This is a genomic window from Arthrobacter sp. Y3223065 (assembly GCF_059090885.1).
Genome location: NZ_JBNHGC010000002.1, coordinates 283,445 through 307,954 on the forward strand (window position 1 = coordinate 283,445; position 24,510 = coordinate 307,954).

Consider the following 24,510-nt stretch of genomic DNA (forward strand, 5'->3'; position numbering starts at 1 on the left):
AGTCGGCGGGAGGCTGGTTTGCTCCCGCCTGCCCCGATTGTCGGTGAATAGTTATCTGCGGCGCAGGCCGAGCGCCTCGATCATCGGCCGGAACTTGGCCCAGGTCTCCGCCAGTTCGGCCTCCGGGTCGGAGCCGTCCACGATGCCGCAGCCGGCATAAAGCCGGACCCGCTGCGGGCTCTCCACCACGGCGCCGCGCAGCGCGATGCCCCATTCGCCGTTGCCGGCGCCGTCCGTCCAGCCCACCGGGCCGGCGTACGGCCCGCGGTCCATCTGTTCCAGCTCGCGGATCAGGGCGCCGGCAACCTCGGTGGGGGTGCCGCACACGGCTGCGGTGGGGTGCACCGCTTCGGCCAGTTCCAACGACGACGGCGGCTGCCCGCCGTCGTGCGCCAGCTCGGCCGAGACGTCGGATGCCAGGTGCCATACGTTGGGCAGCTCCAGCACGAACGGCTCGCTGTGCGAGCTCATCGCGGTGGTGAAGGGCTCGAGTTTCCGGGTGAGCGAGTCGATGGCGATCCGGTGCTCGTGCAGCTGCTTCTCCGAGCCGGCCAACACGCGCTGGGCGTAGTCGGTGTCCGATTCGCCGGCGTGGCCGTGGGTGCGGGAGCGGTCGAGCGTGCCGGCCAGCACCCGGGCGCGGGCCACATTATTTTCCACCTTGATCAGCATCTCCGGGGTGGAGCCGATCAGCCCATCCACGGAGTACGTCCAGCAGTCCTTGTACCGTGCGGCCAGTTCGCGCAGCACCTGGGCGGTGGCAATGGGCGAGGCAAGGTTGGCCACCACATCCCGGGCCACGACGAGCTTGCTGAGGTTCCCGGCCTGGATGCGCTTAACCCCGGCAGCGACGGCATCCATGTACGCCTGCTCCGACACCTGTCCCGGAACGAGGGAGTCCGCCGGATCGGGGCTGCGCTCTACCGAGATCTCTTCCAGCCAGCCCGCGAGCACGGCCTCGGCTGTCTCGGCGCTGAGGTGGGCATCGCCGTCGTACGTCAGATAGGTGAGCCAGGCGCGGTCGCCGTCCAGGCCCACCAGCACCTCCGGCACCACCAGGCGGGAGTTGTGGGTCGACGTGAAGGAGAACGCGAAGGAGCCGAAGGCGACCGGCCCGGTGCCGGGGCCGCCCACCCGGTTGTCGATGTCGGCGGTGGCCTGGATCCCGCGCCACCACGCGGTTGCCTGTTGGAAGCGGTCCGGTCCGCTGGCCGTGAACCGCGCAATCTCGCCGAAACCGGCGAGCCCGCCCTCGCGCCGCACCCAGCAGAGCACGTCGTCGCGCACCAGATACTCCAGCAGCCCTTGGGTGTCGGGCACCGCGGGCCACTCGACCGTGATGCCGCGCAGCGTACCGCCGGGCACTTGGTCCGCAGCCTCCGGTACCGAGCGGCCGGCCGGTGCGGCCGGCCCGGTTCCGGGCAGGCCGGACGAGGGGGACAGGGGGGAGGTCATGGTCATTAAGCCTACTCTGCCCGCGCGAAGGTCACCGCCCTCGATCGCCCGGGTTCGCGGGCGGGCGCCGGTCTTTGAGACAATGGGCCAGTGAATCGTGCATCGCTGGAGAAGCGCCCGGATGAAGTAGCCGCCATGTTCGATGACGTGGCGCCGAAGTACGACCTGGTCAACGATGTGCTGTCGATGGGCCAGACCCGCCGGTGGCGCCGGATCGTGGTGGACGCGGTGGATGCCCAGCGTGGCCAGAAGGTCCTGGACCTGGCCGCCGGAACGGGCACCTCCAGCGAACCGTATGCCGATGCCGGCATCCATGTGGTGGCGTGCGATTTCTCCCTGGGGATGCTGCGCGTGGGCAAGCGCCGCCGCCCGGACATCGATTTCGTGGCCGGAGACGCGACCAATTTGCCCTTCGCGGACAACTCCTTCGACGCGGTGACCATCTCCTTCGGCCTGCGCAACGTCAGCGATCCGAAACTGGCGCTGCGCGAGATGCTGCGCGTGGCCAAGCCCGGTGGCCGGCTCGTGATCGCCGAGTTCTCGCACCCGACCCTCCCGGTCTGGCGCACGGTCTACACCGAGTACCTGATGCGCGCGCTGCCGGCGATCGCGTCCAAAATTTCGTCCAACCCCGACTCCTACGTCTACCTGGCCGAGTCCATCCGCGCCTGGCCCAACCAGGACCAGCTGGCCGAATGGATCACCGGCGAAGGCTGGCAGGACGTGGCGTACCGGAACCTGTCCGGCGGCATCGTCGCCGTCCACCGCGCCATCAAGCCGGGCCGCGACGATGCGGCCAACGCCGACGCGCAGGCCGCGCTGCGGCGCCAGAGCAGCAGGCACACCCTGTAGCCATGTCAGTTCTCATTGTTGGGGCAGGCCCGGCCGGATCCACGGCCGCGTACTACCTTGCCCGCGCCGGCGTGGACGTGACGGTGCTGGAAAAGACGGCGTTCCCGCGCGAAAAGGTCTGCGGCGACGGCCTGACGCCCCGTGCCGTGCGCGAAGTTCAGCTGCTGGGACTGCCGCACGAGGAATCCGCCGGCTGGCGCCGAAACCGGGGGCTGCGGCTGATCGCCGGCGGCCGGCAGCTCGAGCTGCCCTGGCCGGAACTGAGCGACTTCCCGGACTACGGGCTGATCCGCACCCGGCTCGGCTTTGACGAGGAATTGGCCCGCCATGCGGCGGCCGCCGGCGCCGTCGTGCTGGAAAGCCACTCCGTCTCCACCGCCCTCCGGGACGAGGCCGGACGGGTCGCCGGGGTGCGCGCCAACGTGCTGGACGGGCGCGGGCGCAAGACCGGTGAGACCAAGGACTTCTTCGCCGACGTGGTGCTGGCCGCCGACGGCAACTCCACCCGCACGGCCCTGAGCCTGGGCATCGAGAAGCGCGACGACCGGCCGCTGGGCGTGGCCGTGCGCACGTACTTCACCTCCCCCCGGCACGACGACGACTGGATGGAAGGCTGGCTGGAGCTTCCGGATGCGGCCGGCAACCCGCTGCCCGGCTACGGCTGGGTCTTCGGTGTCGGCGACGGCACGTCCAACGTGGGCCTGGGCATCCTGAACTCGTCCAAGTCCTTCGGCAAGCTGGACTACCGGCAGGTGCTCCGCGAGTGGACCGCCGGCATGCCGGCGGACTGGGGCTTCACCGAGGAGAACCAGGTGGGGCAGATCCGCGGTGCGGCCCTGCCGATGGGGTTCAACCGCACGCCGCACTACAGCCCCGGCCTGCTGCTGCTCGGCGACGCCGGCGGCATGGTCAGCCCGTTTAACGGAGAAGGCATCTCCTACGCCATGGAGTCGGCCCGCTACGCGGCGGAGCTGATTGCCGACGCGCATGGCCGCTTGTCCGGGACCGGCGGGCAGCTGCTCAGCATGGCCGGCTTCGACGCCGCGATGGCCCGCTACCCGGGAATCATCCGCGGGCACTGGGGCAGCCACTTCACCCTGGGCCGGATTTTTGCCCAGCTGATCGGCAAACCGGCCATCATGAAACTGGCCCTGCGGACCGGAATGCCGGTCCCGCCGTTGATGCGCTTCGTGGTGCGGATGCTGGCCAATCTGACCGACTCGGGCGGCCGGGGATTTGAGGATAGAGTTATTCATCTGCTGGAGCAACTGACGCCGCCGGCATCCAACCAGGCCGGCAGCCACAAGCCGGCCGGCCATACCGCCCCCACGATTAGTTAGTGTTGAACAGTGACTGACGCCAAACCGAGTTGGACTCCCGCCGGCCAGAACCCGCCGGAGTCGCCGGAGCTGGATACCGCGACTGCCGCCCTTGCCACCAGCTTGAACCTGCCGGATGGATTCGCCCCGGTGGCCCAGGACGCCGTGCTCGGTCCCGCGGTTTCCACCGCCTTGGCGCGGGTGGAGAAGCAGTTGCGTGCTGCCATTGCACATTCCGATCCGTTCGCCGATGCCACCAGCCGCCATCTCGTGGAAGCCGGCGGGAAGCGGATCCGTCCGCTGCTGACCATCCTGGCCGCGCAGCTGGGGAACGGTTCGGTTCCCGACGTGGTGCAGGCCGCCGTCGTCGTCGAACTGACGCACCTGGCCACGCTCTATCACGACGACGTGATGGACTCCGCGCCGTACCGCCGGGGCGCTCCGACCGCCCACGAGGTGTGGGGCAACCAGGTGGCCATCCTGGCCGGCGACCTGATCTTTGCCCGCGCGTCGCTGCTGGTGTCCGAGCTGGGGCCCGAAGCAGTGGGCATCCAGGCGCGCACCTTCGAGCGGCTCTGCCTGGGCCAGCTGCACGAGACCGTCGGCCCGCGCGAGGACGAGGATCCGGTGGAGCACTACCTCTCCGTGATTGCGGACAAGACCGCCTCGCTGATCGCCACCTCCGGCCAGCTCGGCGCCATGTTCTCCGGCGCCGGCGAGCAGGCCGTGAACGTGATGCTGGAATACGGCGAGAAGGTGGGCGTGGCCTTCCAGCTGGCCGACGACGTGATCGACGTGACCGGCCTCAAGGCCAAGTCCGGCAAGACCCCCGGCACCGACCTGCGTGAGGGCGTCCCCACCCTGCCGGTCCTGTTGCTGCGCCAGGCCGCGGCCGACGGCGACGCGTCAGCCGCCGCGGTGCTGGAACTGGTGGACGCCGACCTGACGTCCGACGAGGCACTGGCCGACGCGGTCTCCGCGCTGCGCGGGCACCCGGTCACCGCCAAGGCCTGGGCCATCGCGGGTGAATGGGCCGAAGCCGCCAAGGTGTCGCTGGCCCCGCTGCCCGAGAGCACGGTCAAGGCCGCGCTGACAGCCTTCGCCGAGGCCGTGGTGGACCGCGAGGTCTGACCTGCCGTGCCTGCGCCGTCTTTCGAGGGATAACGAGTGACCGTAGAACAAGCACTTTTGTCCTTCGCCCTGGTGGCCGGCCTGCTGACCCTGGTTCCCGGGATGGATACCGCATTGGTGTTGCGCTCAGCCGTCAGCGAGGGCCGGGGCAAGGCATACGCTACGGCGTTGGGCATTAACACCGGAGCCCTGGTCTGGGGCATCGCGGCCGCAGTCGGGGCGTCGGCCCTGCTGGCTGCCTCCGAAACAGCCTTTACGGTGCTGAAGTTGGCCGGCGCCGCTTACATGGTGTGGCTGGGCACCCGGCTGTTGATCCGGTCGTTCCGGAAACCGGCCCCGTACCTTCCGGACGCCGGCGCGCCGGCCGCTGCGTCGTCGTACGTCAGGGCGTGGCTCACCGGCGTCGGGACGAACCTGTTAAACCCTAAGGTCGGCGTCTTCTATGTGGCGATGATCCCGCAGTTCATCCCGCCGGACGTTTCCCCGGCGCTGATGGGCACGGCGCTGGCCCTGGTGCACAATCTGGAGGGGCTGGTGTTCTTTTCGGCCATCATCTGGGGCACGCACCTGGCCCGGAAGTGGCTGCGCACCCCGGCCGTGACGCGCTCCATCGACCGGATCACGGGCACCGTGCTGGTCGGTTTCGGCGTCGGGCTGGCAGTCGAAGGCCGCTGAGCCAGGCTTTCTCAGTCTTCCTCGTCGTCGTCGAAGACCCACTCGAACATGTCGAAGACGAACTCGCTGAAGGTCGCCTCCTCGCTCTGCCACTGCGGCTTCGGGCCGTTCGTACGGATCCAGACGATGGGGTCCGGTACATCCAGATGTTCCGTCCTGAAGCCCCAGTTCGCTTCTTCGTCCATCTCGTCCAGGAACAGCAGGTAGCCGTCTTCGATCTCCAGTTCGTCCGGGTCGAAGAAGAAGTCGTGCGCCTCCATCAGGTCTTCGCAGCCGCCGAGCGCGTGGTAGAACTCCACCAACGCCTGCGGGACCTGGAACTTGTGACCGCCCAGCAGCCCCTCGAGTTCGTCGTAGGAGATGCCGTCGTCCTCGGTCCACTTCCGGTCCAGGTATTTGGGCACGAGGGCACGGAATTTGTCCACGAACATTTCGGGCATGGTTTCTCCCTGGAACGGTTGATTGGAGGGCTTGGGTTCCATCCTATGCGGCGGCACCGACTGTGCTGAACGGCGGCCGGCGGCGGCACCAGACGGCGGTGCGGCGACGGCGGCACCCGGCGGCCCTGGACGCCGGGTGCCTTCCGACGCGCCTGCCGTCAGTCGCGGCGGCGGGTGGCCAGGCCGGGGTAGTCGATCACGATGCCGTCCGAATCCACCACGATCTCGGCGCTGAAGTCCCCGGAGGTGTAGGTGACCGCGGCGGTGCCGGTGCCGTCGTCGTAGGCGCGGGAGCCGCTGTAGATCTGCTGTCGGCCGAGCACGCGCAGGCTCGGCATCTCCACCCACGCGACCGTCACCTCCGCGGCGGCTTCGGCGTCGTGAACCAGGCCCAGCCGCAGGATCGGCATGGTGTTGGTGGCCGGGCACAAACCCAGGTCGCAGTCCACCGCCCCGACCAGGGATTCCGGATCGGCGATGCCCGGCTCCGGCAGGTCGCTGTCGCCGGACACTCTGGTCGCGGAGCTCCAGGTGCCGTCGGGCGCGCGGTCCAGCACCAGGTGCCGGCTCCAGCCCCGTCCGTGGACGGAAACCGTGAGGTTTTCGGTGAACCAGTTGCCGGTGGTCGTGAGGGACCAGCTGGCGGCGTAGCTGGCGGTGCGGGAGGCGCCGTGTGCGCTAAGCCGTTCCGGTTCCAGATTCAGGGTCGCCGTGTCCGCGCGCTGCGGATCGTCGGTTCCCACCCAGGTGACCGTCCGGCTTTCGTGCGTCTCGTGTCCCATGCCCCCAGCCTTGTGTCTGTGCGCTGCCTTGGCAAGGGATGGCAGCCGCCTAGCCTTTCGTCCGCGAGTCCGAACCCAGCCGCCGTACCGTCAGGGCCAGCCACAGGTGCACGCGGTCCGCGGTGAGGGCGGGATCGTAGCCGGTCAGCTCCACGATCTGGGACAGCCGGTAGCGCACGGAGTTCCGGTGCAGGCCCAGTTCCTCGGCCACGGCCGCCACCGAGCCGTTCAACTCCAAATAGGTCTGCAGCGTGGGCAGCAGCGCCGCGTCGTGGGCCGCGTCGAACTCGGCCAGCGGGTCGAGCGCCTCGGCCGCAAGATCGGCCAGCGGCACGTCTTCCGATGCCAGCAGCAAGGAAGTCAGGGACAGCCGCTGCGGCACGTTCAGCCGCTCACCCCGGCCCACGGCCTCCTTGGCCTCGAAGTAGCTCCAGCGCAGCCCGTTCGCCTGCGCATAGCTGCCGCCCACCCCGACCGTTGCCGAGAGGCCGGCGTTCTGCAGGTAAGCACTGAGCTCTCGGCCCAGCGCGTCACCCGACTCGGCGCCCTGCACCACCAGCACCAGCCGCTCGTCGACCAGGCCGGTGACCACGCCGTCGAACGCGGCCGGCAGCGGCAACGTGGGCAGCGCGCGGCGTTGGGCTGCTCCCACCTGCACCATGACCACCAGTTGCCGGCGTCCGGCGTCGATCCCCACGTTGCTCAGCCGCAGTGAGGCGTCGCCGCCCTGCAGCACGCCGCGCACCACATCCAGCAGCACCTGGCCCACGGAGCTGCGGTCGGCCGCGCGGCGGTGCGCCTGGTTGCTCAGCTCCAGGCTAATAAGGCTCTGCGCGTAGTCCACGATGGCGTTGCGCTCGTACGGCTTGCCCAAGGCCAGCGTGCAGCGGTCCTTCAGGCCGGTGGCGATCGGAACCTCGTGCCAGCTGGTTCCCTCGCCGCCACCGGTCCCGTACAGCCGGGTGCCGTATTGGGAGAGCACGACGTCCGTGCCCACCATTGCTGCCAGGGTGCGCAGGAGCGCGGGGAGGCCGCCGCCGCCCAACAGCGAGGCGGCCAGCGCCTGGTGGTCCTTGAGCAGGTGCTCCAGGCGGTTGTAGTGGTCGGCGGAAATGGCGTCGGCGACCATCTTGCTGATCGCCACGAACGGGGTCTCGTAGGGAACTTCAAAGACCGGAAGCTCAAGTTCGTTGGCAGCCGCGAGCACGCCCGGCGGGACCCGGCGGTGCGTGAGCCCGAGCGCGAAGCCCATGCCGACCGCACCGGCTTCGTGCACCCGCTCCACGAATCTGCGCTGCGCGGCCACGGTCTTCTGGCGCAGGCCCGTGGTCAGCACCACTTCTCCACCGGTCAGGAAGGGCGCCGGGTCTTCGAGTTCCGTCGAAGCCACCCAGGTAATGGGCGCGTCAGGGTCGCCCTGCGCGGTACCGACAAGCTTCAGGTGCAGCGCGGGGGAGGCCAGTAGTTTGGCGAGAGTGACAGCCATGCCTTCACTATACGGGCAGCTGTTGTGCAGCTGCACTACGGGTGGCTAGGCGTCAGGGCGCGCTCGCGGAGGGGCGGACCGGGCGCCGGTCCAAACCTTCGCGCTTTTGCGTGGCGTCGGCGCCGGTCACGGTTTTCGGGGCAGCCGCCACGGCGCTAGGATGGTCCGCGGCGTCACACGCGTCACACCCCTGCCAGCCCTACACCGTGAGGTCCCTTCATGAGTACCCCTTCACCGCAGGCAGCGTCGGGCGCCAAGCCCAAACGCGAGATGTGGTCCACCCGCAAGGTGTTCATCCTCGCGGCGATCGGCTCCGCCGTCGGCCTGGGCAACATCTGGCGCTTCCCGTATGTTGCCTACGAAAACGGCGGCGGCGCCTTCATCATTCCTTACCTGGTCGCTCTGCTGACGGCCGGCATCCCGCTGCTGTTCCTGGATTACGCCGTCGGCCACCGCCACCGCGGGTCCGCCCCGCTGGCCTTCCGCCGGCTGGCGCGCGGCGCAGAAAGCCTGGGCTGGTGGCAGGTGGCCATCTGCTTCGTCATCTGCGTCTACTACGCCGTCATCATCGCGTGGGCCGCGATGTACATGATCTACTCCTTTACCGAGGCGTGGGGCGACGACCCCGCCGGATTCTTCCTGGGGTCGTTCCTGCAGGTGAGCGAGGACGTGAACATCGGCTTCGACTTCGTGCCGACGGTCCTCATCCCGCTGGTGGTGGTCTGGGCGGTGGTGCTGCTGGTGCTCGCCGCCGGCGTGCAAAAGGGCATCGGACGGGCGAACATCGTGTTCCTGCCGCTGCTGCTGGTCATGTTCCTGCTCCTGGTGATCCAGTCGCTGTTCCTCCCGGGCGCCGCCGACGGGCTGAACGCTCTGTTCACTCCCGACTGGGGTGCGCTCACCAATACGACGGTATGGGCTGCGGCCTATGGCCAGATATTCTTCTCGCTGTCCGTTGCCTTCGGCATCATGGTCACCTACGCGTCCTACCTCAAGCACCGGACGGACCTGACCGGGTCCGGGTTCGTGGTGGGCTTCGCGAACTCGGGTTTTGAGATCCTTGCCGGCATCGGCGTCTTCGCGGCGGTCGGCTTCATGGCCTTCAGCGCCGGTGCCGAGGTCGGCGACGTTGCCGCCGGTGGGATCGGGCTGGCGTTCATCGCGTTCCCCACCATCATTTCCGAGGCCCCGCTGGGCGGACTGCTCGGGGTGCTCTTCTTCGGCTCGCTGGTGTTCGCCGGGTTCACCTCGCTGATCAGCATCATTGAAGTCATCATCTCCGCGGTCCAAGACAAGCTCGGCATGAGCCGCGTCAAGACCACCTGGTGGGTCGGCATCCCGCTGGCGTTGATTTCCATCCTGCTGTTCCCGACGACCACCGGCCTGAACCTGCTGGACGTCACCGACGCGTTCGTCAACAGCTTCGGCATCATGGCGTGTGCCCTGGCGACCGTGCTGCTGGTGACCTACGGATTCCGCAAGCTGCCGCTCCTCGGCGGACACGTCAGCGAGGTTTCGTCCATCAAGCTGGGCCTGTGGTGGCGCATCATGGTGGGCATCATCGCGCCGATCGTGCTGGGCTACATCCTGATCAGCGAACTGATCAAGAGAATCCAGGAAGGCTACGGCGACCCGCCCATGCCCGACTGGTTCGTGAACGTCTTCGGCTGGGGCATGGCGGGGTCCCTGATCGTGGTCGGCTTCATCCTGTCGCTGATTCCCTGGAGCAAGAAGTCGGCGGCCAACGACCCGGAGCTGGATGCCCACACCCTGAAGGAGACACAGCCATGAGTACCGCAGCGATTGTCATGCTGATCATTTCCATCCTGACGGTCTGGGGAGGCCTGGCGTTGGCCCTGGTCAACCTCAGCCGCCACCCCGAAGACGAGGGTGCCCTGCCGACGGACCACGCACCCGAGCTCTGACCTGGCTCCGCCCGCCCGGCTGCGCCCCGGGGCGCGAAACGGCGGGCGGGGCGGCCCCTCGGTGCCTCGGCACACCGCTCGGTTGCCGGCTCTCCCTTCTGGCCAATTGCACGGCAAGGTGGCGCCTTTGCTGTGCGGGCCGCCATAGGCAGCTTCGGGCCGGGAACCGTAATCTCGCTGTAGAGCGCGGCTTCGCCGTGGCCCGCCTGCCCGCCGGCTCCCGCGAAGCTGCCGCTGCGATGCGAGTGTGCGGGTCCTTCGGGCTGTCCGCGGCATTCCCACCCTCAACGTGAAAGGCACATCATGACCACTCAGTCGACCCAGCCCCAGTTCCGGCTGGAGCAGAAGCGGGATGTTTCCGCAGGCTTCCCCGGCCCGAAGTCCGCCGAACTGGCCGCCCGCCGCAGCGCCGTGGTTGCAGGCGGCGTCGCCTCCAGCGTTCCGGTCTACGTGGCCGACGCCGACGGGGGCATCATCACCGACGTGGACGGCAACTCGTTCATCGACCTGGGATCCGGCATCGCCGTGACCAGCGTCGGCGCCTCCGACCCCGCCGTCGTCGCCGCGGTGCAGGAGCAGGTCGCCAAGTTCACCCACACCTGCTTCATGGTCAGCCCCTACGAGGGCTACATCGCCGTCGCCGAGAAGCTGGCCGAGCTGACCCCGGGCGACCACGAGAAGCGTTCCGTGCTGTTCAACTCCGGGGCCGAAGCCGTGGAGAACGCCGTGAAGGTGGCCCGCATCGCCACCGGCCGCACCGCCGTCGTCGCTTTTGACCACGCCTACCACGGCCGCACCAACCTGACGATGGGCCTGACCGCCAAGGCAACCCCGTACAAGTCCAGCCCGGCCGGCAGCTTCGGCCCCTTCGCGCCGGAGATCTACCGGGTGCCGATGAGCTACCCGTACCGCGAGGAAACCGACATTAAGGGTGAGGACGCGGCACGCCGCGCCATCACCATGATCGAGAAGCAGATCGGCGCCGAGAACGTGGCCGCCATCCTGATCGAGCCGATCCAGGGAGAGGGCGGCTTCATTGTCCCGGCCGAGGGCTTCCTGCCCGCACTGGCCGAGTGGGCCAAGGACAAGGGCGTGGTGTTCATCGCGGACGAAGTCCAGTCCGGGTTCTCGCGCACCGGTGCCTGGTTTGCCTCGGAGCACGACGGCGTGGTGCCCGACATCATCACGATGGCCAAGGGCATTGCCGGCGGCATGCCGCTCTCCGCAATCACCGGCCGCGCCGAGCTGATGGACGCCGTGCACCCGGGCGGACTGGGTGGTACCTACGGCGGCAACCCGGTGGCCTGTGCCGCCGCGCTGGCTGCCATCGAAACCATGCAGACCCAGGACCTCAACGCCCGGGCCCGCCACATCGAAGAGCAGGTCATGGGCCGGCTGCGGCAGCTGGCCGAGGAAGTGGACATCATCGGCGAGCTGCGCGGCCGCGGCGCCATGCTGGCCATGGAGTTCGTCAAGCCGGGCACCGGCCAGACCACCAAGGAACCCAACGCCGAGGCCACCAAGGAGATCGCCGCAGCCTGCCTGCAGGAAGGCGTCATCATCCTGACCTGCGGTACCTACGGCAACGTGGTGCGCCTGCTGCCGCCGCTGGTGATCGGCGACGAACTGCTGGCCGATGCCTTGGACGTGCTGGAAGCGGCCATCCGCAAGGTGGCAGCGGCCTAGTACACGGGCACCGTCCGAACGGGCGGCTGCCGGATCCCCCGCCATCAGCGGCGGGGCCCGGCGGCCGCCCGCGGTCGTTTCAGGCCGCTGCCGCCGCCCGGCCTGGCCCCTGCTTCCAGCCTGTCGCGGCCGGCAGTCTCCGGCTAGAGTCGGAACCATCATCGCCTCATGGGGTGCGGATGTTGCCGGCAGCGTCGCATCCGCTGCTTTACGGACAGGGACAGGGGTAGTTTGCATGCGTTATGTGGTGGGTTACCAGCCGGACGAGCGGGGAGCCGATGCCGTGGCATTGGCCGTGGCAATCGCCCGGACCCAGGGGACGGGGCTGGATATCGTCTACGTGGTGGCGGACAGCGCTCCCTACGTGGCGTTGAACCCCGAAGGAAGCCGCGTCAGCGCCAGCGAGCAGGAAGTCCTCACCGCCCGTCGCGAGGCTTTGAAGCTGGTCCCGGCAGACGTCAATGCCGAATTCAAGGTGCGGTCCGCCGAGTCGTTCGCCGAAGGGCTGATCGCGGCGGGCGAAGAAGCCGGCGCCAGGTTGATTGTCATCGGCGCCAGCAGCAACAGCCTGTTCAAGCGCTTCACGGTGGGCAGCGTGGCCAATGCCCTCCTGCACGCCTCGCCGATTCCGGTGGCGTTGGCGCCCCGCGGCTACCAGCGGACAGAGCCGCTGACCCGGTTGACCGCATTCATCGGGGAGCGGCAGGGCGCGCAGGCGGCTCGAGATGTTGCCCTGAACGCGGCCTCGCGCCGCGGCCTGCAGCTGCGCCTGGTTTCCCTGGTCTCCCTGGATACCCGTGAAGACTCGGACAGCGGCGAGGCCATCCACAGCGCCCACCTGCACGCGAACTCCGTGCTGGCCCAAGCCGCCACCGAACTGCCGGCCGGGAACGCCACGGTGACCGTGGCCCATGGGCGCAACATCGAAGAGGCCATCGATTCCCTGGACTGGGACGAGGGCGAACTGGTGGTCATGGGATCCAGCCGGCTGGCCCAGCACAACCGCCTGTTCCTTGGCGCCACGGCGTACAAGGTCCTGCGCTCGCTGCCGGTACCCATGGTGGTGGTTCCGCAGGAAGTGGACGGGGTGCGCGACTAATCCGGCGAGCCGGCCGCTGACCGCGGCTGCGCACCTTCCTGGGGAGGCGGCGGGACCGTACTCACGGCAGGAACCACGTCCGTCCCGCCGTAAAAGCGGCCCTCTTGCGCCTTCACGGCGGCCACCAGCACGAAGCTGAGGCTGACCAGCGCCCACGAGCCCCATTTGCCGACGTGCACCAGTTGCCAGAACCGGTCCTGCTGTCCGGTCCAACCGTGTCTTGGCCGGTCGCCGCGATCCGGCACTGGTAACCTCCGTCACAAGCGGGTGTATGTCTCACATCATGTGTCAACTTCCCGCCGTCACGCGCTTTAGCGCCACGTCGACGAGGGGGATCCCGCATGAGTGTTGTGCGCCGCTATGTTCTGCCGGTGGTTTGGCTGGCGATTTTCGCCGTCATAGCTGCCGCGCTCTTCAAGCTCGCCTTCGTGGACGGCATGCGCGCGGAGGCGGTCACCGGGCAGCCTTCAGCCCAACTGGTCACGCCCAGCATCCCGGCGGCCATGGGCACCGTGAACAATGTGGTGCAGCTCGAGGGCTCGGTTGCCAGCGACCCGGCCGTGACCGTGCGCAGCACGGCGGAAGGCACGGTGAACTACTTGTTCGTAGGGGCCGGCGCGAACGTGGCCAAGGGAGATGCGCTCTTCCAAGTGCAGAAGCTCTTGGAGCCCGACGCCGTGCAGCAGGTCTCCCTGGAGCCGGATTCGGAGGACGAGCCGGCTCCACCGGCTGCTCCTGCGTACACCTACGTGAACGTGGTGGCCCCCGCTGCGGGCAAGCTCACCGATCTGTCCGTGCTGGTGGACCAGCAGGTCTCGGTCGGTGCCGAAGCAGCCGTTATTTCCCCGGGCACGTTTTCGGTGACGGGAACACTGACCGCTGACCAGCAGTTCCGGCTGCTCGACCGGCCCAGTTCCGCCACCGTGACGGTCACCGGCGGTCCGGCTCCCTTCGAATGCAAGGCAGTGACGGTCGGGGAAAGCCCGGCAGTCGGCGCCGCGGGCCCGGTTCAGGAGCAGCCCGGGGATCCGTTCGGTCCGGCAGCCCCGGCTGCGGCGACGGGCACTGTCAGCTGCGCCGTCCCAGCCGACGTCAAGGTTTTCGCCGGGCTGGGCGCAACGATCGACATCACCGCCGGAACCGCCCAAAACGTGATCGTGGTACCCACCACGGCGGTCCAGGGATCCGTGGACACCGGCCTGGTGTGGGTGGTGGAGGACGACGGCGGGGCGCCGGTTGAGCGCCCGGTCGCCCTGGGACTGAACGACGGGATGCAGGTGGAGATCGTAGAGGGGCTGGAAGAGGGCGACGTGGTCCTGCAGTTCATTCCCGGCGCGCCCGGGGACCAGATGATGCCCGGCATGGAAGCCGATTTCGGCATGGTGGGCGGATGAGCGCTGCGGCGACCGGGGCCCCGCTGCTGGAGTTGCGGGGAGTGACGCGGAGCGTGCACATCCCGGAGCGCGGCCCGCTGCACATCCTGCAGGGCATCGAGCTGAGCGTCAGTACCGGAGAGCATGTGTCGATAGTCGGCCGGTCCGGGTCGGGAAAGTCCACGCTGCTGAACATCCTGGGCCTGCTGGACGTGCCCAGCACCGGCGAGATGTTTTTTGAGGGGCGGGCGGTTTCTACCATGGGGGAGAAGCAGCGCGCCGTGGCCCGCGGTGCGCGCGTGGGATTCATCTTCCAGCAGTTCAACCTGTTGCCGGGCCGGACCGCACTGGAAAACGTCATGACGCCGCTGCTCTATGCCGGCGGTAGGCAATTCTGGCAGCGTGAGCGGCTGGCCACCCGAATGCTCGATCGGGTCGGCCTGGGCGACCGGCTGGGGGAGAAGCCGCACAAGCTCTCCGGCGGCGAGCAGCAGCGGATCGCCATCGCGCGGGCGCTGGTGCGGTCGCCCAAGCTGATCCTCGCGGATGAGCCTACCGGTGCCCTGGACATAGAAACCGGGCAAAGCGTGATGGCCCTGCTGGATGAGGTGGTTCAGGAGTCGGGTGCGGCCCTGGTGACCATCACGCACGATGCGAATGTGGCGGTCTTGGCCCAGCGTCACTACCGGCTGGGCGACGGGATTCTGCACGCTTCGGAGTTTGCGGCATGACCGGCGCCGTTGCCCTCCTGGTCGAGGCATGGGCCGAGCTGCGCATCCACAAGACCCGGATCCTGCTGGCCCTGATCGGCGTGGCGCTGTCCGTCGCTGCCCTGACCACCGTCGTCGGGCTCGGCAACATGGCCAGGGAAGGCCTGGTGCAGGGGCAGGAGCAATCCGGAGGCCGCGCAGCGACGGTGACGGTTGAGGTCCACACGCCGACGGGAACCGAGGATTCGGCGGTCCTGCAGGCCGCCTTCGAGGGGCTCGTGGAACGCTACGGCGTGGAATACGCGAGCCGCCGGGCCTTCGCCCAGGTCCCGTTCCAATTCCCCCACGGAGTCATGACCGCCGAGACCACGGTGGTGGACCGCAGCTATGGCGAGATGCGGCGGGTCAACCTGGTGACCGGCCGCTGGTTCACGGAAGCGGACGCCGCGGCGCTTGCACCGGCGGTGATCATCAACGAAGCATTCCACCGGCAGCTGGGCGAACCCGATCTGGCGCGGAATCCGGTCGTGCAGATTTTCCAGCAGCGGCCGATCGCGGCCACCGTGGTGGGAGTGATGCCGGACTTCTACCAGGGTGCCATGGCCCAGGCCATGATGCTCACCAGCCAGTACGAGCGTTGGGGCCTGGGCGGGGCGGCAGGTCCTCCTCCCGTCTTGGAAATGTGGCTCCCGGTCGAACTCGAGCCGGGCCTGAGCGCGGCGATCGCCGGTGACCTCCAGGCCCAGTTTCCCGATGCCCAGGCGCATGTGTACCGCAGCGACTATGCCGCCTGGGGCGACCCGTTCGAGGGCATCCAGTGGGCGGTGGGCGGCATCGCCGGACTCGTGCTGCTGCTCGGCGCCGTGGGACTGCTGAACATCTCGATGGTCACGGTCAGGTACCGGGTGCGGGAAATCGGCATCCGGCGCAGTTTCGGAGCGACCTCCGGCCGGATCTTCTTCGGCGTCATGCTCGAGTCGGTGGTCGCGACGTTCGTGGCCGGCGTGGTGGGGGTGATGCTCGCCGTCGCCGTGGTGAAGAGCCCGTGGGTCCAGGACCTGATCGCCCAGGGCATCAGCGAACTGCCGCCGTTCCCGGTGGAAGCGGCACTGCTTGGCATCGCCGCCGCCACGGCCGTCGGCGCGCTGGCCGGCCTGATCCCGGCAGTGGTTGCCGTGCGGGTCAAGGTCATCGACGCGATCCGCTACTAGTTTGCCGCCCTGCCTGTGAACCGGACCTGAGATGCGGTGCCGAAGTGTCAGAAGGTGCGTTAGCCTCCGGTTATGCCTCTCATAAGTCGTACTATTCAAGCGGCGAGCGGACGCGTGTCCCATAGGTGGTCCATGAAAGTTCCCGCAGACCGTCTTTGGTGGGGCCTTACAGACCCGGAGGCTTTACCTCATTGGCTAGGGACATTAACCTCTGGGCGATTCGTTAGCGGCGATGTGGTGACCGTTCAGCACGCGGAAAACTATCTCTGCACCAGCCGGATTCTGGAATGTGAACCGGAAAAACTGCTGCACATGACGTGGGACTTTCCGGACGAGCCGCCTTCAGATGTGCGGATCACTCTCACCCCGGTTGGCAGTACTACCAACTTAGTCTTGGCGCACGACGGCCTGGGGAGCGAAGCGGTCAATTACCTGCCCGGTTGGCACGCGCATCTTCTCTACTTGGAAGACTTAACCATGGGCCGGCCACGATCCATGTCCGAATTCTGGTCAACGTACGACGGGCTGGCCGACCTTTAAATCGGCCAAATTTGTTTCCTAAAAAATTGCGAGGAACCGAAATGCCGCTCCGGAGGTGATCCAAGCCGCCGCAGGCGCCTAGCGTGCCTGGGCGGCCGCGGGTTCGTCCCCGGCCTTGGGCGCCCGCTTGAGGGCAACGGCCATGTCGGTGGTCAGGATGGCCAGGGAGAACCAGACCAGGCCGAAACCGATCCAGCGTTCCAACGGCATGGGCTCGTGCAGGAAGACGAGCGCGATGATGAACTGCAGGATGGGGGCCAGATACTGCAGCATGCCGACGGTGCTCAGCGGCAGGCGGCGGGCGGCGGCGCCGAAGAACAGGAGCGGCAGCGCGGTGATTAGTCCGCTGGCCGCCATCAGCCAGAAGTGGCTGGTGCCTTCGGACAGCACCGTGGCCTGGCCGCCGGCCATCAGGATGAGCATGATGACCACCGAGACCGGGGCCAGCACCAACGTTTCCACGCTGAGGCTGGTGACGGCATCGACCCGGCCGCCAATGTTTTTCTTGACCAGGCCGTAGAACCCGAAGCTGAGCGCCAGAATCAGTGCAATCCAGGGGACGTTGCCGTACCCGAACGCGAGCACCAGCACCGCTGCGAACGCCACGCCCATCGCGGCCCACTGGGCTGGGCGGAGCCGTTCCTTAAGCAGGATGACCCCCAGCAGCACGGACACCAGCGGGTTGATGAAGTACCCCAGCGCCGCTTCGATGGCGTGTTCATTCAGCACCGCGAACGTGTAGGTGAACCAGTTGACCGCAATAAGGACCGCGGCCAGGGACAAGGTGGCAAAGGTGCGCCCGTTGCCCAGCGCGGCGCGGAAGGTGCGCCAACCGCGCAGCGCCGTGATCAGCAGGAAACAGAACAGCAGCGACCAAACAATCCGGTTGGCCACGATCTCCAGCGGCCCGGCGGGTATCAGGGCGGTGAAGTACAGGGGCAGGATGCCCCAGAGCCCGTAGGCCGCCAGGCCGTAACCCATGCCGGCCCGGGTCTCGGTGGTCCGCCGCCCCCGTGCCGGCGAGCTGACGCCGCCATCCGGGCTCCCGGCCACGCGGGCGGGGGAAGAGGGCTCCGAGGAGGCACCTCCGTCGTTCATGGACACGCTGGCGACAACCTCCGGTCGGTGGGTTCTATTCCACCCACCGTACTCCGGTGCAGCCGCGGGGTCAGAACTTCCCGCCGGCCAGCTTTCCCACCAGTTCGCTGAACTCATCGAGCGGATGTTGACGGCCGCCGGAGGGATCGCGGTGGTACGTGACGGCGAGCGACTGCAGCGGCGGGACGCCCACCAGCCGCGCGCGCTCGCCGGCGGCGGCCAGGGCCTGCTGCGGACCGAACTGCGCCAGCGCCTCCGGCCCGAAGAACGAGCACGCGGGGACGCTGACGCCGGTGAAGCGGGCGGGGAAGGCCAGCCGGTCCAGCAGCATGGTGTGCCCGGCCAGCGCGGTGCGGGCGTGTGCGCGGTGCATGGCCGAACCGAAGGAGGCCAGCTCGTCGTCGCTGAGCGGATCCACCGATTCGCAGAACAGCTCCACCGACTCGTGCACACCCGTCGACGAGCGCGTCACGGTGAGCACGCCGATGGATGGCACATCCGTGCCGGGACGGGGACGGCCGACCACGACGATGTTGCTGGTCATCGGCGCGAGGCGAAAGCAGTAGCTGGTGAGTTCGGCCGCGTCCCACGGTTCGCTGACCGGTTCGTGGATGCCCCACCCCACCGGCCCGGCGCCGGTCAGCTCGGTGAACAGTGCGGCGGTGAAGCCGCCGATCCGGGTGGACTCGCTGGCCGGATGCAGGATCTCGCCGCGGGCCTGGATCACGCCGTCGGATCCGGCCGGTGCCTGGAGGTAGTCCGGTGCCAACTGTTCCTCGGCGGCGAAAACGTCCCCGCTCCAGCGGTACTGCTGGCCGGTGAAGCCGTTGTAGAACGTGCCGTCCGCGGCGCTGGCCATCCAGATGCAGCCCTCGCGCTGCAGCAGTTGGTACAGCGGCAGCGTCAGGTTGCTGGTGCTGGGCGTCATCACCACGAACTGGCGCTCCGATGCGCGGGCGGCCACATAGGCGCGGGTGAGGGCGGGGGAGAGGAAAGCCAGCGGCCTGTCCTGGAAGACGACGGCGGTCCGCCCGGTGTGGAAATCGAAGGCGGAAGCGTGCATGTCCATCCCTATTCACCGTACCCGGGCAGTTTGTGGGCGACGACGGCGCCGCGGCACCGCACGGCGATGTTTTGCGCCACCCGGTAGCCGAGCGAGTCGCCGTCGGGGATGCCGTTGCGGATGGTGATCTCCTGCCACCACAGGTCCTGGTGCTCCGGCTCGGCGAAGTCCGGGTCGTCGGAGAAGATCGACGGGATCGGGGTGCCCTCGATGGCGTTCACGGTGGCGCCGGCGAGCAGCCGGGACACCTCGCCGGGGACCCGGACCAGTCGCGGCAGTTCGACGGCCAGCATGGTGGTGCCGTTGCCGTCTTCCACTTCCAGCAGGGCGTTGCCGGCAGTCTGGCGGACGTACTCCTGCGGCACCACGGCCAGCAGCGAAACCATGACCACGTCCTGGTCCGGTTCATCCAGCGCGACGACGGTGACGGTGTTAGACATTGGCGGTTGCCTCCATCGGGGTCCACAGGGTCTGCACGGTCTGCACCGGGCCGCCGGAGCGGACCAGCAGGCCGCGGCCGGGCGGCAACCGGCGGGCGCGCACGTTGTTGAGCAGGCCGCCTTCGGAGCGGTCGCCGGAGAGGATCAGCCCGGTGCTGCCGGAGTCCCGCAGTGCGGCGAAGAACTGTTCGTACATGCCGCGGCCGGCCCCGCGTACCCGTCGGGTGAGGATCACGTTCAGCTGCAGCTCCGGGCCCATCGGCAGGTACTCGATCAGCGAGCGGAGCGGGCCGGCGCCGCCGGCCGTGAGGATGTCGTAGTCATCGGCCAGCAGCACTATCCGCGGGATGCTGTCCGCCTCGCCGATGCTGTCCTGCATCGCGTCGCCGCCGACGGCTCGCTTGGACAGCTCCGAGGCGATGGCGTTGGCCAGCGGCTCGGCCTGGGCGGCGCTCGGCGCGTAGCCGCCCAGGTAGGCATCCGGGACCACGTCGGCCAGCGCCCGGCGGGGGTCGAAGACGGCGAAGACCAGGTCCCGGGACGGGTACTGCGCCACCAGCGAGGCCACCAGGGAACGGACCAGGTTGGTCTTGCCGGACTGTTCGTCGCCCATCACGATCAGATGGTGCTCGCCGCGGACGACGTCCAGCATTTCGGGGCCCAGATCGGTCTCGCGCAGGCCGAGCGGCAGCAGGCCCTGGAGCGCCGGGACTTCGAGCTGGGCGGCCTCCACCACCTGCGGCAGGATGCGCACCTGCATGGCGCGGGCATCGGTGGAGGCGGCGACGGCGGCCACCATGTCCCGGGTGCCCTGCGTGGCCGTGTCCGCGTCGGCCACGCCGTCGATGCGGGGGAGCGCAAAGTGGCCGAAAAGCTTGGCGTCGGTCAGCGCGCGGCCCGGGCGGTCGGCCGGCATGGTCTCGGCCAGCTTGCGGCCGTAGGAGGAATCTGCCGGATCGGCCAAGCGCAGCTCGATCTTGGTGCCGAAGAAGGACTGCTGGGCCAGCCGGATCTCATTCTGCCGGTTGGCGGTGGTGACCACGTGGATGCCATAGCCGCCGCCGCGGGCGATCAGCGCATGCACGGCCGGCTCGATGTCCTCGAATTCATCGGTCAGCAGGCCGTAGCCGTCCAGGACCAGCACGACGTCGGCGCTGGGCAGTTCGGGAATCTTGCCCTGGGCGCACAACCTGCGCAAGGTGGCCAGCGAGTCCACCTGGTACTTTTCGAAGACGATCTCACGTTCGCCCAGCATGGCCAGCAGTTCTTCGACCGTGCGGCGGACCACTTCTCGGTTGGTCCGCACGGCCACGCCGCCCACATGCGGCAGGCCCTCCAGCGGGATCAGCGAGTTCCCCAGCAGGTCCACGCAGTAGATGCCCACTTCCTGCGGGCTGTGGGTCAGGGCCAGCGAGGCCGCGATGGTGCGCAGCGCGGTGCTCTTGCCCGACTGCGGTCCGCCGATGATGGCCACGTTGCCGCCCGCCGACTTCAGGTCCAGTTCCCAGACACCCTGCCACTGTTTGGCCGGGTCATCCAGCAGGCCGATCGGGACCTTCAGCCCGCCGCCGGAGGCGAGCCGGATGCCCTGGCTGGTCGTGGTCACCGAACCGGCGGCGGTGTCCAATGCCAGCGCCGCCGGCAGCGGCGGCAGCCAGATGGGATCCAACGCGCGCGGGAACCTGGCCAGGGTGGCCATCAGCGCGGACAAGACGGTCGGGCCGGTGGTGCGCTTGGACGCCCCGGTGCGGGCAGGCTTGGCGGCGGCCGTGCCGGCGTCGTCCGCCCGCTCCAGGCTGGCCGCATAGGTGGGCATCGGCAGCACCCGGGGGCCGTCGTCGCCGGCGGTTTCGTCCGCCTCCCGGGCCTGGACATCCTCCAGCGGGCCCGACACGTAGCCGGCCTTGAACCGGGTGTAGACGGTGGTATCCACCTTCAGGTAGCCGTACCCGGGGACCGGCGGCAGGTGGAAGGCGTCCGGCGTGTCCAGCACGGTGCGGGACTCCGATTCGGAGAGCGTGCGCAGGCCGATCCGGTAGGACAGGTAGGTCTCCAGTCCGCGCAGCTTGCCGGACTCGATCCGCTGACTGCTCAACAGCAGGTGCACGCCGATGGACCGGCCAATCCGGCCGATGGAGAGGAACAGGTCGATGAAGTCCGGCCGGGCGGTGAGCAGTTCGCCGAACTCGTCGATGATCACCACCAAATGCGGCAGCGGCTCCATGGCCTCGCCGCGGGCCAGCCGTTCCTGCCGATGCAGCTGGTAGTCGGTGATGTTGGCGATGTTGCCGGCGGCCTTGAGCACTTCCTGCCGGCGGACCACTTCGCCGTTGAGGCTGGCATAGATGCGTTCAATCAGGCTCGCGTCGTCGGCCAGGTTGGTGATCACGCCGGAGACCTGCGGCGCGTCGGCGAAGGGAGCGAACGTGGCGCCGCCCTTGAAGTCCACCAGCACCATGGACAGCAATTCCGGCGGATGGGTGGCCAGCAGGCCCAGCACCAGCGACCGCAGCATTTCCGACTTGCCCGAGCCGGTGGCGCCGACGCAGAGCCCGTGCGGGCCCATGCCGAACTGTGCCGATTCCTTCAGATCCAGCAGTGCGGGCCGGCCGCGGTCGTCGGGGCCCAGCGGGATCCGCAGGAAGTCCACTTCGCTGCGCGGCTTCCAGAGCCGCCTGATGTCCGCCTCGTCCAGTGCCGGGCTCAGGCCGAGCATGTCCAGGAAGCTGTCGGAACTGGCGGCGGTGTTGTGTTCCAGCGAGTCCGCCGAGAGCCGCATCGGCGCCAGTTCCCGGGCCAGCGCCTCGGCGGTCGCCACGGCCAGGGGGTCCAGGGTTCCCTGTTCTAGGACCGGCTCGACCGGATCCTCGCGGTAGTTCTGGATCATGAATCCCGAGTCCGACGGCGGGGCACCGGCTTCCGGGGCGGCGGCGCCTGCCGCGCGGCCCGCCCGGGGGAGGGCCGCCCGCGCACCGGACGGAGCGGCGTTCGCGGCCGCACCGTCCTGGGTGACGCGAACGCTGACTTCGCCGGGCTCCTGGCCGCGGTCGGCCACCAGGTACACCACGGTGATCCCCAGGTGGGCAAGTCCGGCGTGCCGGTCCGGCAGCACGAGTTCTTCGGGCAGTCCGCCGTAGCAGTCGGCGAGCACCAGCAGGCGCGGCAGGTGCTGGCTGGCGCCCCTGAGGTTTTTGGAGGACTCGGCCGCCACCACCGCGCGGCGGTTCAGCTCGTCGGCCACCACGGCCCCGAGTTCGTCCAGGGAACGGGCCATCCGGCGGACCGGGCCGGTGGCGTGGGCCTGTTTCTGGTCTGCCAGGTGCGGCAGCCACAGGGCCCAGTCCCAGTCGCCCAGCCGGTCTTCGCCGGCCGCGATGCCCACATGCAGGTCTTCGGGCGAGTGAAAGGCGCAGGCCTCGGCGAGCAGGTTGCGGGCGGCATTGAGCACGAATCCGCGGGAGCCGATGATGCTGACGTTGCCGGCCGAGTCCAGCGGCAGGGTCAGCGGCAAATCCGGCGACCTCTCATACCGACGCTGCAGGATCCGGACCTCGTTGTCCATGAAGGTGTCGCGCTGGGCCGTGGCCGGGCCCTGCTCGGTGATGGCGATCTGCCGGCTGATCCGTTCCCCGGAGCCGATCCGCACGTGCAGGAAGTCCTCGTTGCCGCGGCGCCGCTCCCACAGCCGCTCGGTGTTGCGGACGATGTCGAAGAGGGCGGTGGGTTCCGGGTTGCTGGTGCGCGCCGTGGTGATGGTGCGCTGCTCGTCGGCGCGCAGCGTGGCCCGGGACTCCTCCAGGTATTCCAGGTAGCGGTCGCGTTCCTCGGCCCGGGTGCGGGCCGCACGGCCGCGCTGGCCCAACATCATGACGATGGACGCGACGACGGTCACGATCATCGCGATGGCGCCAACGGCGGCCAGGCTGTTGCCGCGGAAGAGCATCATCACGGTCATGGACAATCCGGCGCCCAGCAGCGGGATCAGCGCCATGGCGTTCATCCTGCCGGACTTCTCGCCCATCGGCGGCGGGGCCTCCAGGCTGAAGGGAGCGGCCTCACGGGCCGGGGCGGTGGTCCGGGCCGGCCGGTGGAAGATCTTCACGCTCATCGGCCGGTGTGCTCCATCGCCAAGGCCAGCGCCGTGGCGGCGAGCTCCGCCGCCTGCAGCCGGACCGCACGGGACATCAGGCCGGGGTCGATCTCCACCCCGCTGGCCAGGTGCCGGTCGTACCCCAGGGGCAGCACGGGGATCCCGTCCCGGGCCAGCAGCTTGGCTTCGGCCATCGGATCCAGCGGGGCATCGGCATCGGTCTGCGTCAGCACGGCCAGCAGGCCGGTTCCGGCCAGCTCCGGGGTGGCGGCCCACGCGGCCGCCGTCCGGCGTACGTCCTGGACGCCGGCCACCGAGGCGGGGGCCACCAGCACGGCCACCTGCGCGGCGCCGATGGCCCAGTTGGTGTCCGGGTTCTCGCCCGGGCCGGTGGCGCAGTCGTAGACCGCCACCGGGCAGTACCGGGAGATGTTCTGGCCTGCCGCGGAGAGCGCGGTGTTCCCGGCATGCCCGCCGAGGGCACGTGCTCCGGCCACCCAGAGGTTGGGCCCGGCGGCGGCCAGCCGCCGGCGCAGGTCGTCGGCACCCGCGGCGGGGGAGTATTGCAGGACCGAGGCGGCGTCGTCGATCGCCGGCGCGTCCGGCACCCCGAGGCGCAGCGCCAGGGTGCCGCCGGCGGGTGCCAGGTCCACGGCAGCAATCGTGTCCTGCCGGGCCGCCGCGTACAGCGATGCCAGCAGCGCCGCCGTCGTGGTCTTCCCGGCCCCGCCCCGGCTGCCGATCACCGCGATCCGGCGCCCCGTGCTGACGGCGGCCTGCGCGCCGGCCGTAGCGGCGACCAGCCGCTGCGGGTAGTCGTCGGAGGAGACCAGGCCCTTCGCCGCGCGGAAGGTGCGGACCAGCCAGGGCTCGCCGCGCCGGCTGCGCAGGCGGCGGCGGCGCTGTTCGGCGTCGGACTCGAACGGACCCGGCCCGGCGGGTCCGGCGGACGGAGCCGGCGTGCTCCACGGATCGGCCACCTGCGTCCGGGCGGAGCGGCCTGCACCGGATGGGGCGGCCGGGGTCATGGAACTTTGAGGGGGCGGGCCCGCTGGGACGTGGCCGGTGGCGGTATTCTCCCGGGCGATCAGGTCACGGCGCGAAATCGGTTCCATGGAGTCGGTTCCAACCTGTC

Annotated in this window: 22 protein-coding genes; 12 read left to right on the top strand and 10 right to left on the bottom strand. The window is 69.0% G+C overall.

Annotation, left to right across the window (positions count from 1 at the left end; translation table 11 throughout):
• Nucleotides 1-51 precede the first annotated feature (51 nt).
• Nucleotides 52-1,455, bottom strand: a complete 1,404-nt coding sequence (locus tag AC5RUK_RS06220) for an isochorismate synthase (protein WP_494151917.1) — start codon at nucleotides 1,453-1,455, stop codon at nucleotides 52-54.
• A gap of 90 nt (nucleotides 1,456-1,545) precedes the next feature.
• Here AC5RUK_RS06220 and AC5RUK_RS06225 point away from each other — a divergent pair, with 90 nt between their 5' ends.
• Genes AC5RUK_RS06225 through AC5RUK_RS06240 form a run of 4 tightly spaced genes read left to right on the top strand, consistent with a single transcriptional unit; the run spans nucleotide 1,546 to nucleotide 5,432 of the window.
• Nucleotides 1,546-2,307, top strand: coding sequence for a demethylmenaquinone methyltransferase (locus AC5RUK_RS06225; RefSeq protein ID WP_493989467.1), 762 nt, complete (start codon nucleotides 1,546-1,548; stop codon nucleotides 2,305-2,307).
• 2 nt (nucleotides 2,308-2,309) lie between these two features.
• The gene (locus AC5RUK_RS06230) at nucleotides 2,310-3,647 is read left to right on the top strand and encodes a geranylgeranyl reductase family protein (protein WP_494151663.1); all 1,338 of its coding nucleotides are present in this window, start codon (nucleotides 2,310-2,312) and stop codon (nucleotides 3,645-3,647) included.
• 9 nt (nucleotides 3,648-3,656) lie between these two features.
• Complete coding sequence (locus AC5RUK_RS06235; protein WP_493989465.1) at nucleotides 3,657-4,757, top strand: polyprenyl synthetase family protein; 1,101 nt, start codon at nucleotides 3,657-3,659, stop codon at nucleotides 4,755-4,757.
• A gap of 36 nt (nucleotides 4,758-4,793) precedes the next feature.
• Nucleotides 4,794-5,432 (top strand): LysE family translocator, encoded by a 639-nt coding sequence (locus AC5RUK_RS06240; RefSeq protein WP_494151664.1) that lies wholly within the window; start codon nucleotides 4,794-4,796, stop codon nucleotides 5,430-5,432.
• Between the two features lie 11 nt (nucleotides 5,433-5,443).
• Here the strand turns inward: AC5RUK_RS06240 and AC5RUK_RS06245 are convergent, their stop codons facing one another.
• The 3 genes from AC5RUK_RS06245 to AC5RUK_RS06255 form a co-directional block, all read right to left on the bottom strand.
• Nucleotides 5,444-5,872, bottom strand: a complete 429-nt coding sequence (locus tag AC5RUK_RS06245; protein ID WP_493989463.1) for a hypothetical protein — start codon at nucleotides 5,870-5,872, stop codon at nucleotides 5,444-5,446.
• 158 nt (nucleotides 5,873-6,030) lie between these two features.
• Nucleotides 6,031-6,654, bottom strand: coding sequence for a putative glycolipid-binding domain-containing protein (locus tag AC5RUK_RS06250; RefSeq protein WP_494151665.1), 624 nt, complete (start codon nucleotides 6,652-6,654; stop codon nucleotides 6,031-6,033).
• A 49-nt stretch (nucleotides 6,655-6,703) separates the two neighbouring features.
• Complete coding sequence (locus tag AC5RUK_RS06255) at nucleotides 6,704-8,140, bottom strand: PucR family transcriptional regulator (RefSeq protein ID WP_493989461.1); 1,437 nt, start codon at nucleotides 8,138-8,140, stop codon at nucleotides 6,704-6,706.
• A 219-nt stretch (nucleotides 8,141-8,359) separates the two neighbouring features.
• Between AC5RUK_RS06255 and AC5RUK_RS06260 the strand changes: the two genes are divergently transcribed.
• The 4 genes from AC5RUK_RS06260 (at nucleotide 8,360) to AC5RUK_RS06275 (ending at nucleotide 12,850) form a co-directional block, all read left to right on the top strand.
• The gene (locus AC5RUK_RS06260; protein ID WP_494151666.1) at nucleotides 8,360-9,931 is read left to right on the top strand and encodes a sodium-dependent transporter; all 1,572 of its coding nucleotides are present in this window, start codon (nucleotides 8,360-8,362) and stop codon (nucleotides 9,929-9,931) included.
• On the top strand, nucleotides 9,928-10,065 hold the full coding sequence (locus tag AC5RUK_RS06265; protein ID WP_493989459.1) for a methionine/alanine import family NSS transporter small subunit: 138 nt from the start codon (nucleotides 9,928-9,930) through the stop codon (nucleotides 10,063-10,065). Before AC5RUK_RS06260 ends, AC5RUK_RS06265 begins: the two co-directional genes overlap by 4 nt.
• 303 nt (nucleotides 10,066-10,368) lie before the next feature.
• Nucleotides 10,369-11,751, top strand: a complete 1,383-nt coding sequence (gene gabT, locus AC5RUK_RS06270) for a 4-aminobutyrate--2-oxoglutarate transaminase (RefSeq protein ID WP_493989458.1) — start codon at nucleotides 10,369-10,371, stop codon at nucleotides 11,749-11,751.
• A 235-nt stretch (nucleotides 11,752-11,986) separates the two neighbouring features.
• A complete protein-coding gene (locus tag AC5RUK_RS06275; RefSeq protein ID WP_493989457.1) occupies nucleotides 11,987-12,850 on the top strand; it encodes a universal stress protein in 864 nt (287 codons plus the stop codon).
• Here AC5RUK_RS06275 and AC5RUK_RS06280 read toward each other — a convergent pair.
• Nucleotides 12,847-13,095, bottom strand: a complete 249-nt coding sequence (locus AC5RUK_RS06280; RefSeq protein WP_493989456.1) for a hypothetical protein — start codon at nucleotides 13,093-13,095, stop codon at nucleotides 12,847-12,849. The two genes, AC5RUK_RS06275 and AC5RUK_RS06280, sit on opposite strands and share 4 nt — an antisense overlap.
• A gap of 96 nt (nucleotides 13,096-13,191) precedes the next feature.
• On the opposite strand from AC5RUK_RS06280, the gene AC5RUK_RS06285 reads away from it, so the two are divergent.
• The 4 genes from AC5RUK_RS06285 to AC5RUK_RS06300 all read left to right on the top strand — a co-directional run bounded on the left by AC5RUK_RS06285 (nucleotide 13,192) and on the right by AC5RUK_RS06300 (nucleotide 16,684).
• Nucleotides 13,192-14,244, top strand: coding sequence for a permuted SH3 domain-containing protein (locus AC5RUK_RS06285; RefSeq protein WP_494107583.1), 1,053 nt, complete (start codon nucleotides 13,192-13,194; stop codon nucleotides 14,242-14,244).
• Nucleotides 14,241-14,954 carry an ABC transporter ATP-binding protein gene (locus AC5RUK_RS06290; RefSeq protein ID WP_494151667.1) on the top strand — a complete coding sequence of 238 codons (714 nt, stop codon included), beginning with the start codon at nucleotides 14,241-14,243 and terminating at the stop codon, nucleotides 14,952-14,954. Before AC5RUK_RS06285 ends, AC5RUK_RS06290 begins: the two co-directional genes overlap by 4 nt.
• On the top strand, nucleotides 14,951-16,144 hold the full coding sequence (locus AC5RUK_RS06295; RefSeq protein WP_493989453.1) for an ABC transporter permease: 1,194 nt from the start codon (nucleotides 14,951-14,953) through the stop codon (nucleotides 16,142-16,144). The genes AC5RUK_RS06290 and AC5RUK_RS06295 overlap by 4 nt, the downstream gene beginning before the upstream one ends.
• A 132-nt stretch (nucleotides 16,145-16,276) precedes the next feature.
• Nucleotides 16,277-16,684, top strand: a complete 408-nt coding sequence (locus AC5RUK_RS06300) for an SRPBCC domain-containing protein (RefSeq protein ID WP_494107585.1) — start codon at nucleotides 16,277-16,279, stop codon at nucleotides 16,682-16,684.
• Nucleotides 16,685-16,762: 78 nt separating this feature from the next.
• On the opposite strand, the gene rarD is transcribed toward AC5RUK_RS06300, so the two are convergent.
• From rarD to AC5RUK_RS06325, 5 genes are all read right to left on the bottom strand, one after another.
• The gene (rarD, locus tag AC5RUK_RS06305) at nucleotides 16,763-17,782 is read right to left on the bottom strand and encodes an EamA family transporter RarD (protein WP_494107872.1); all 1,020 of its coding nucleotides are present in this window, start codon (nucleotides 17,780-17,782) and stop codon (nucleotides 16,763-16,765) included.
• 70 nt (nucleotides 17,783-17,852) lie between these two features.
• Nucleotides 17,853-18,845 carry a DUF6177 family protein gene (locus tag AC5RUK_RS06310; protein ID WP_494151668.1) on the bottom strand — a complete coding sequence of 331 codons (993 nt, stop codon included), beginning with the start codon at nucleotides 18,843-18,845 and terminating at the stop codon, nucleotides 17,853-17,855.
• Nucleotides 18,846-18,853: 8 nt separating this feature from the next.
• Entirely contained in the window at nucleotides 18,854-19,285 is a 432-nt protein-coding gene (locus tag AC5RUK_RS06315; protein ID WP_494151669.1) for a hypothetical protein, read from the bottom strand.
• Nucleotides 19,278-23,393, bottom strand: a complete 4,116-nt coding sequence (eccCa, locus tag AC5RUK_RS06320; protein WP_494151670.1) for a type VII secretion protein EccCa — start codon at nucleotides 23,391-23,393, stop codon at nucleotides 19,278-19,280. Before eccCa ends, AC5RUK_RS06315 begins: the two co-directional genes overlap by 8 nt.
• Nucleotides 23,390-24,490 carry a nucleotide-binding protein gene (locus tag AC5RUK_RS06325; RefSeq protein ID WP_494151671.1) on the bottom strand — a complete coding sequence of 367 codons (1,101 nt, stop codon included), beginning with the start codon at nucleotides 24,488-24,490 and terminating at the stop codon, nucleotides 23,390-23,392. Before AC5RUK_RS06325 ends, eccCa begins: the two co-directional genes overlap by 4 nt.
• Nucleotides 24,491-24,510 lie beyond the last annotated feature (20 nt).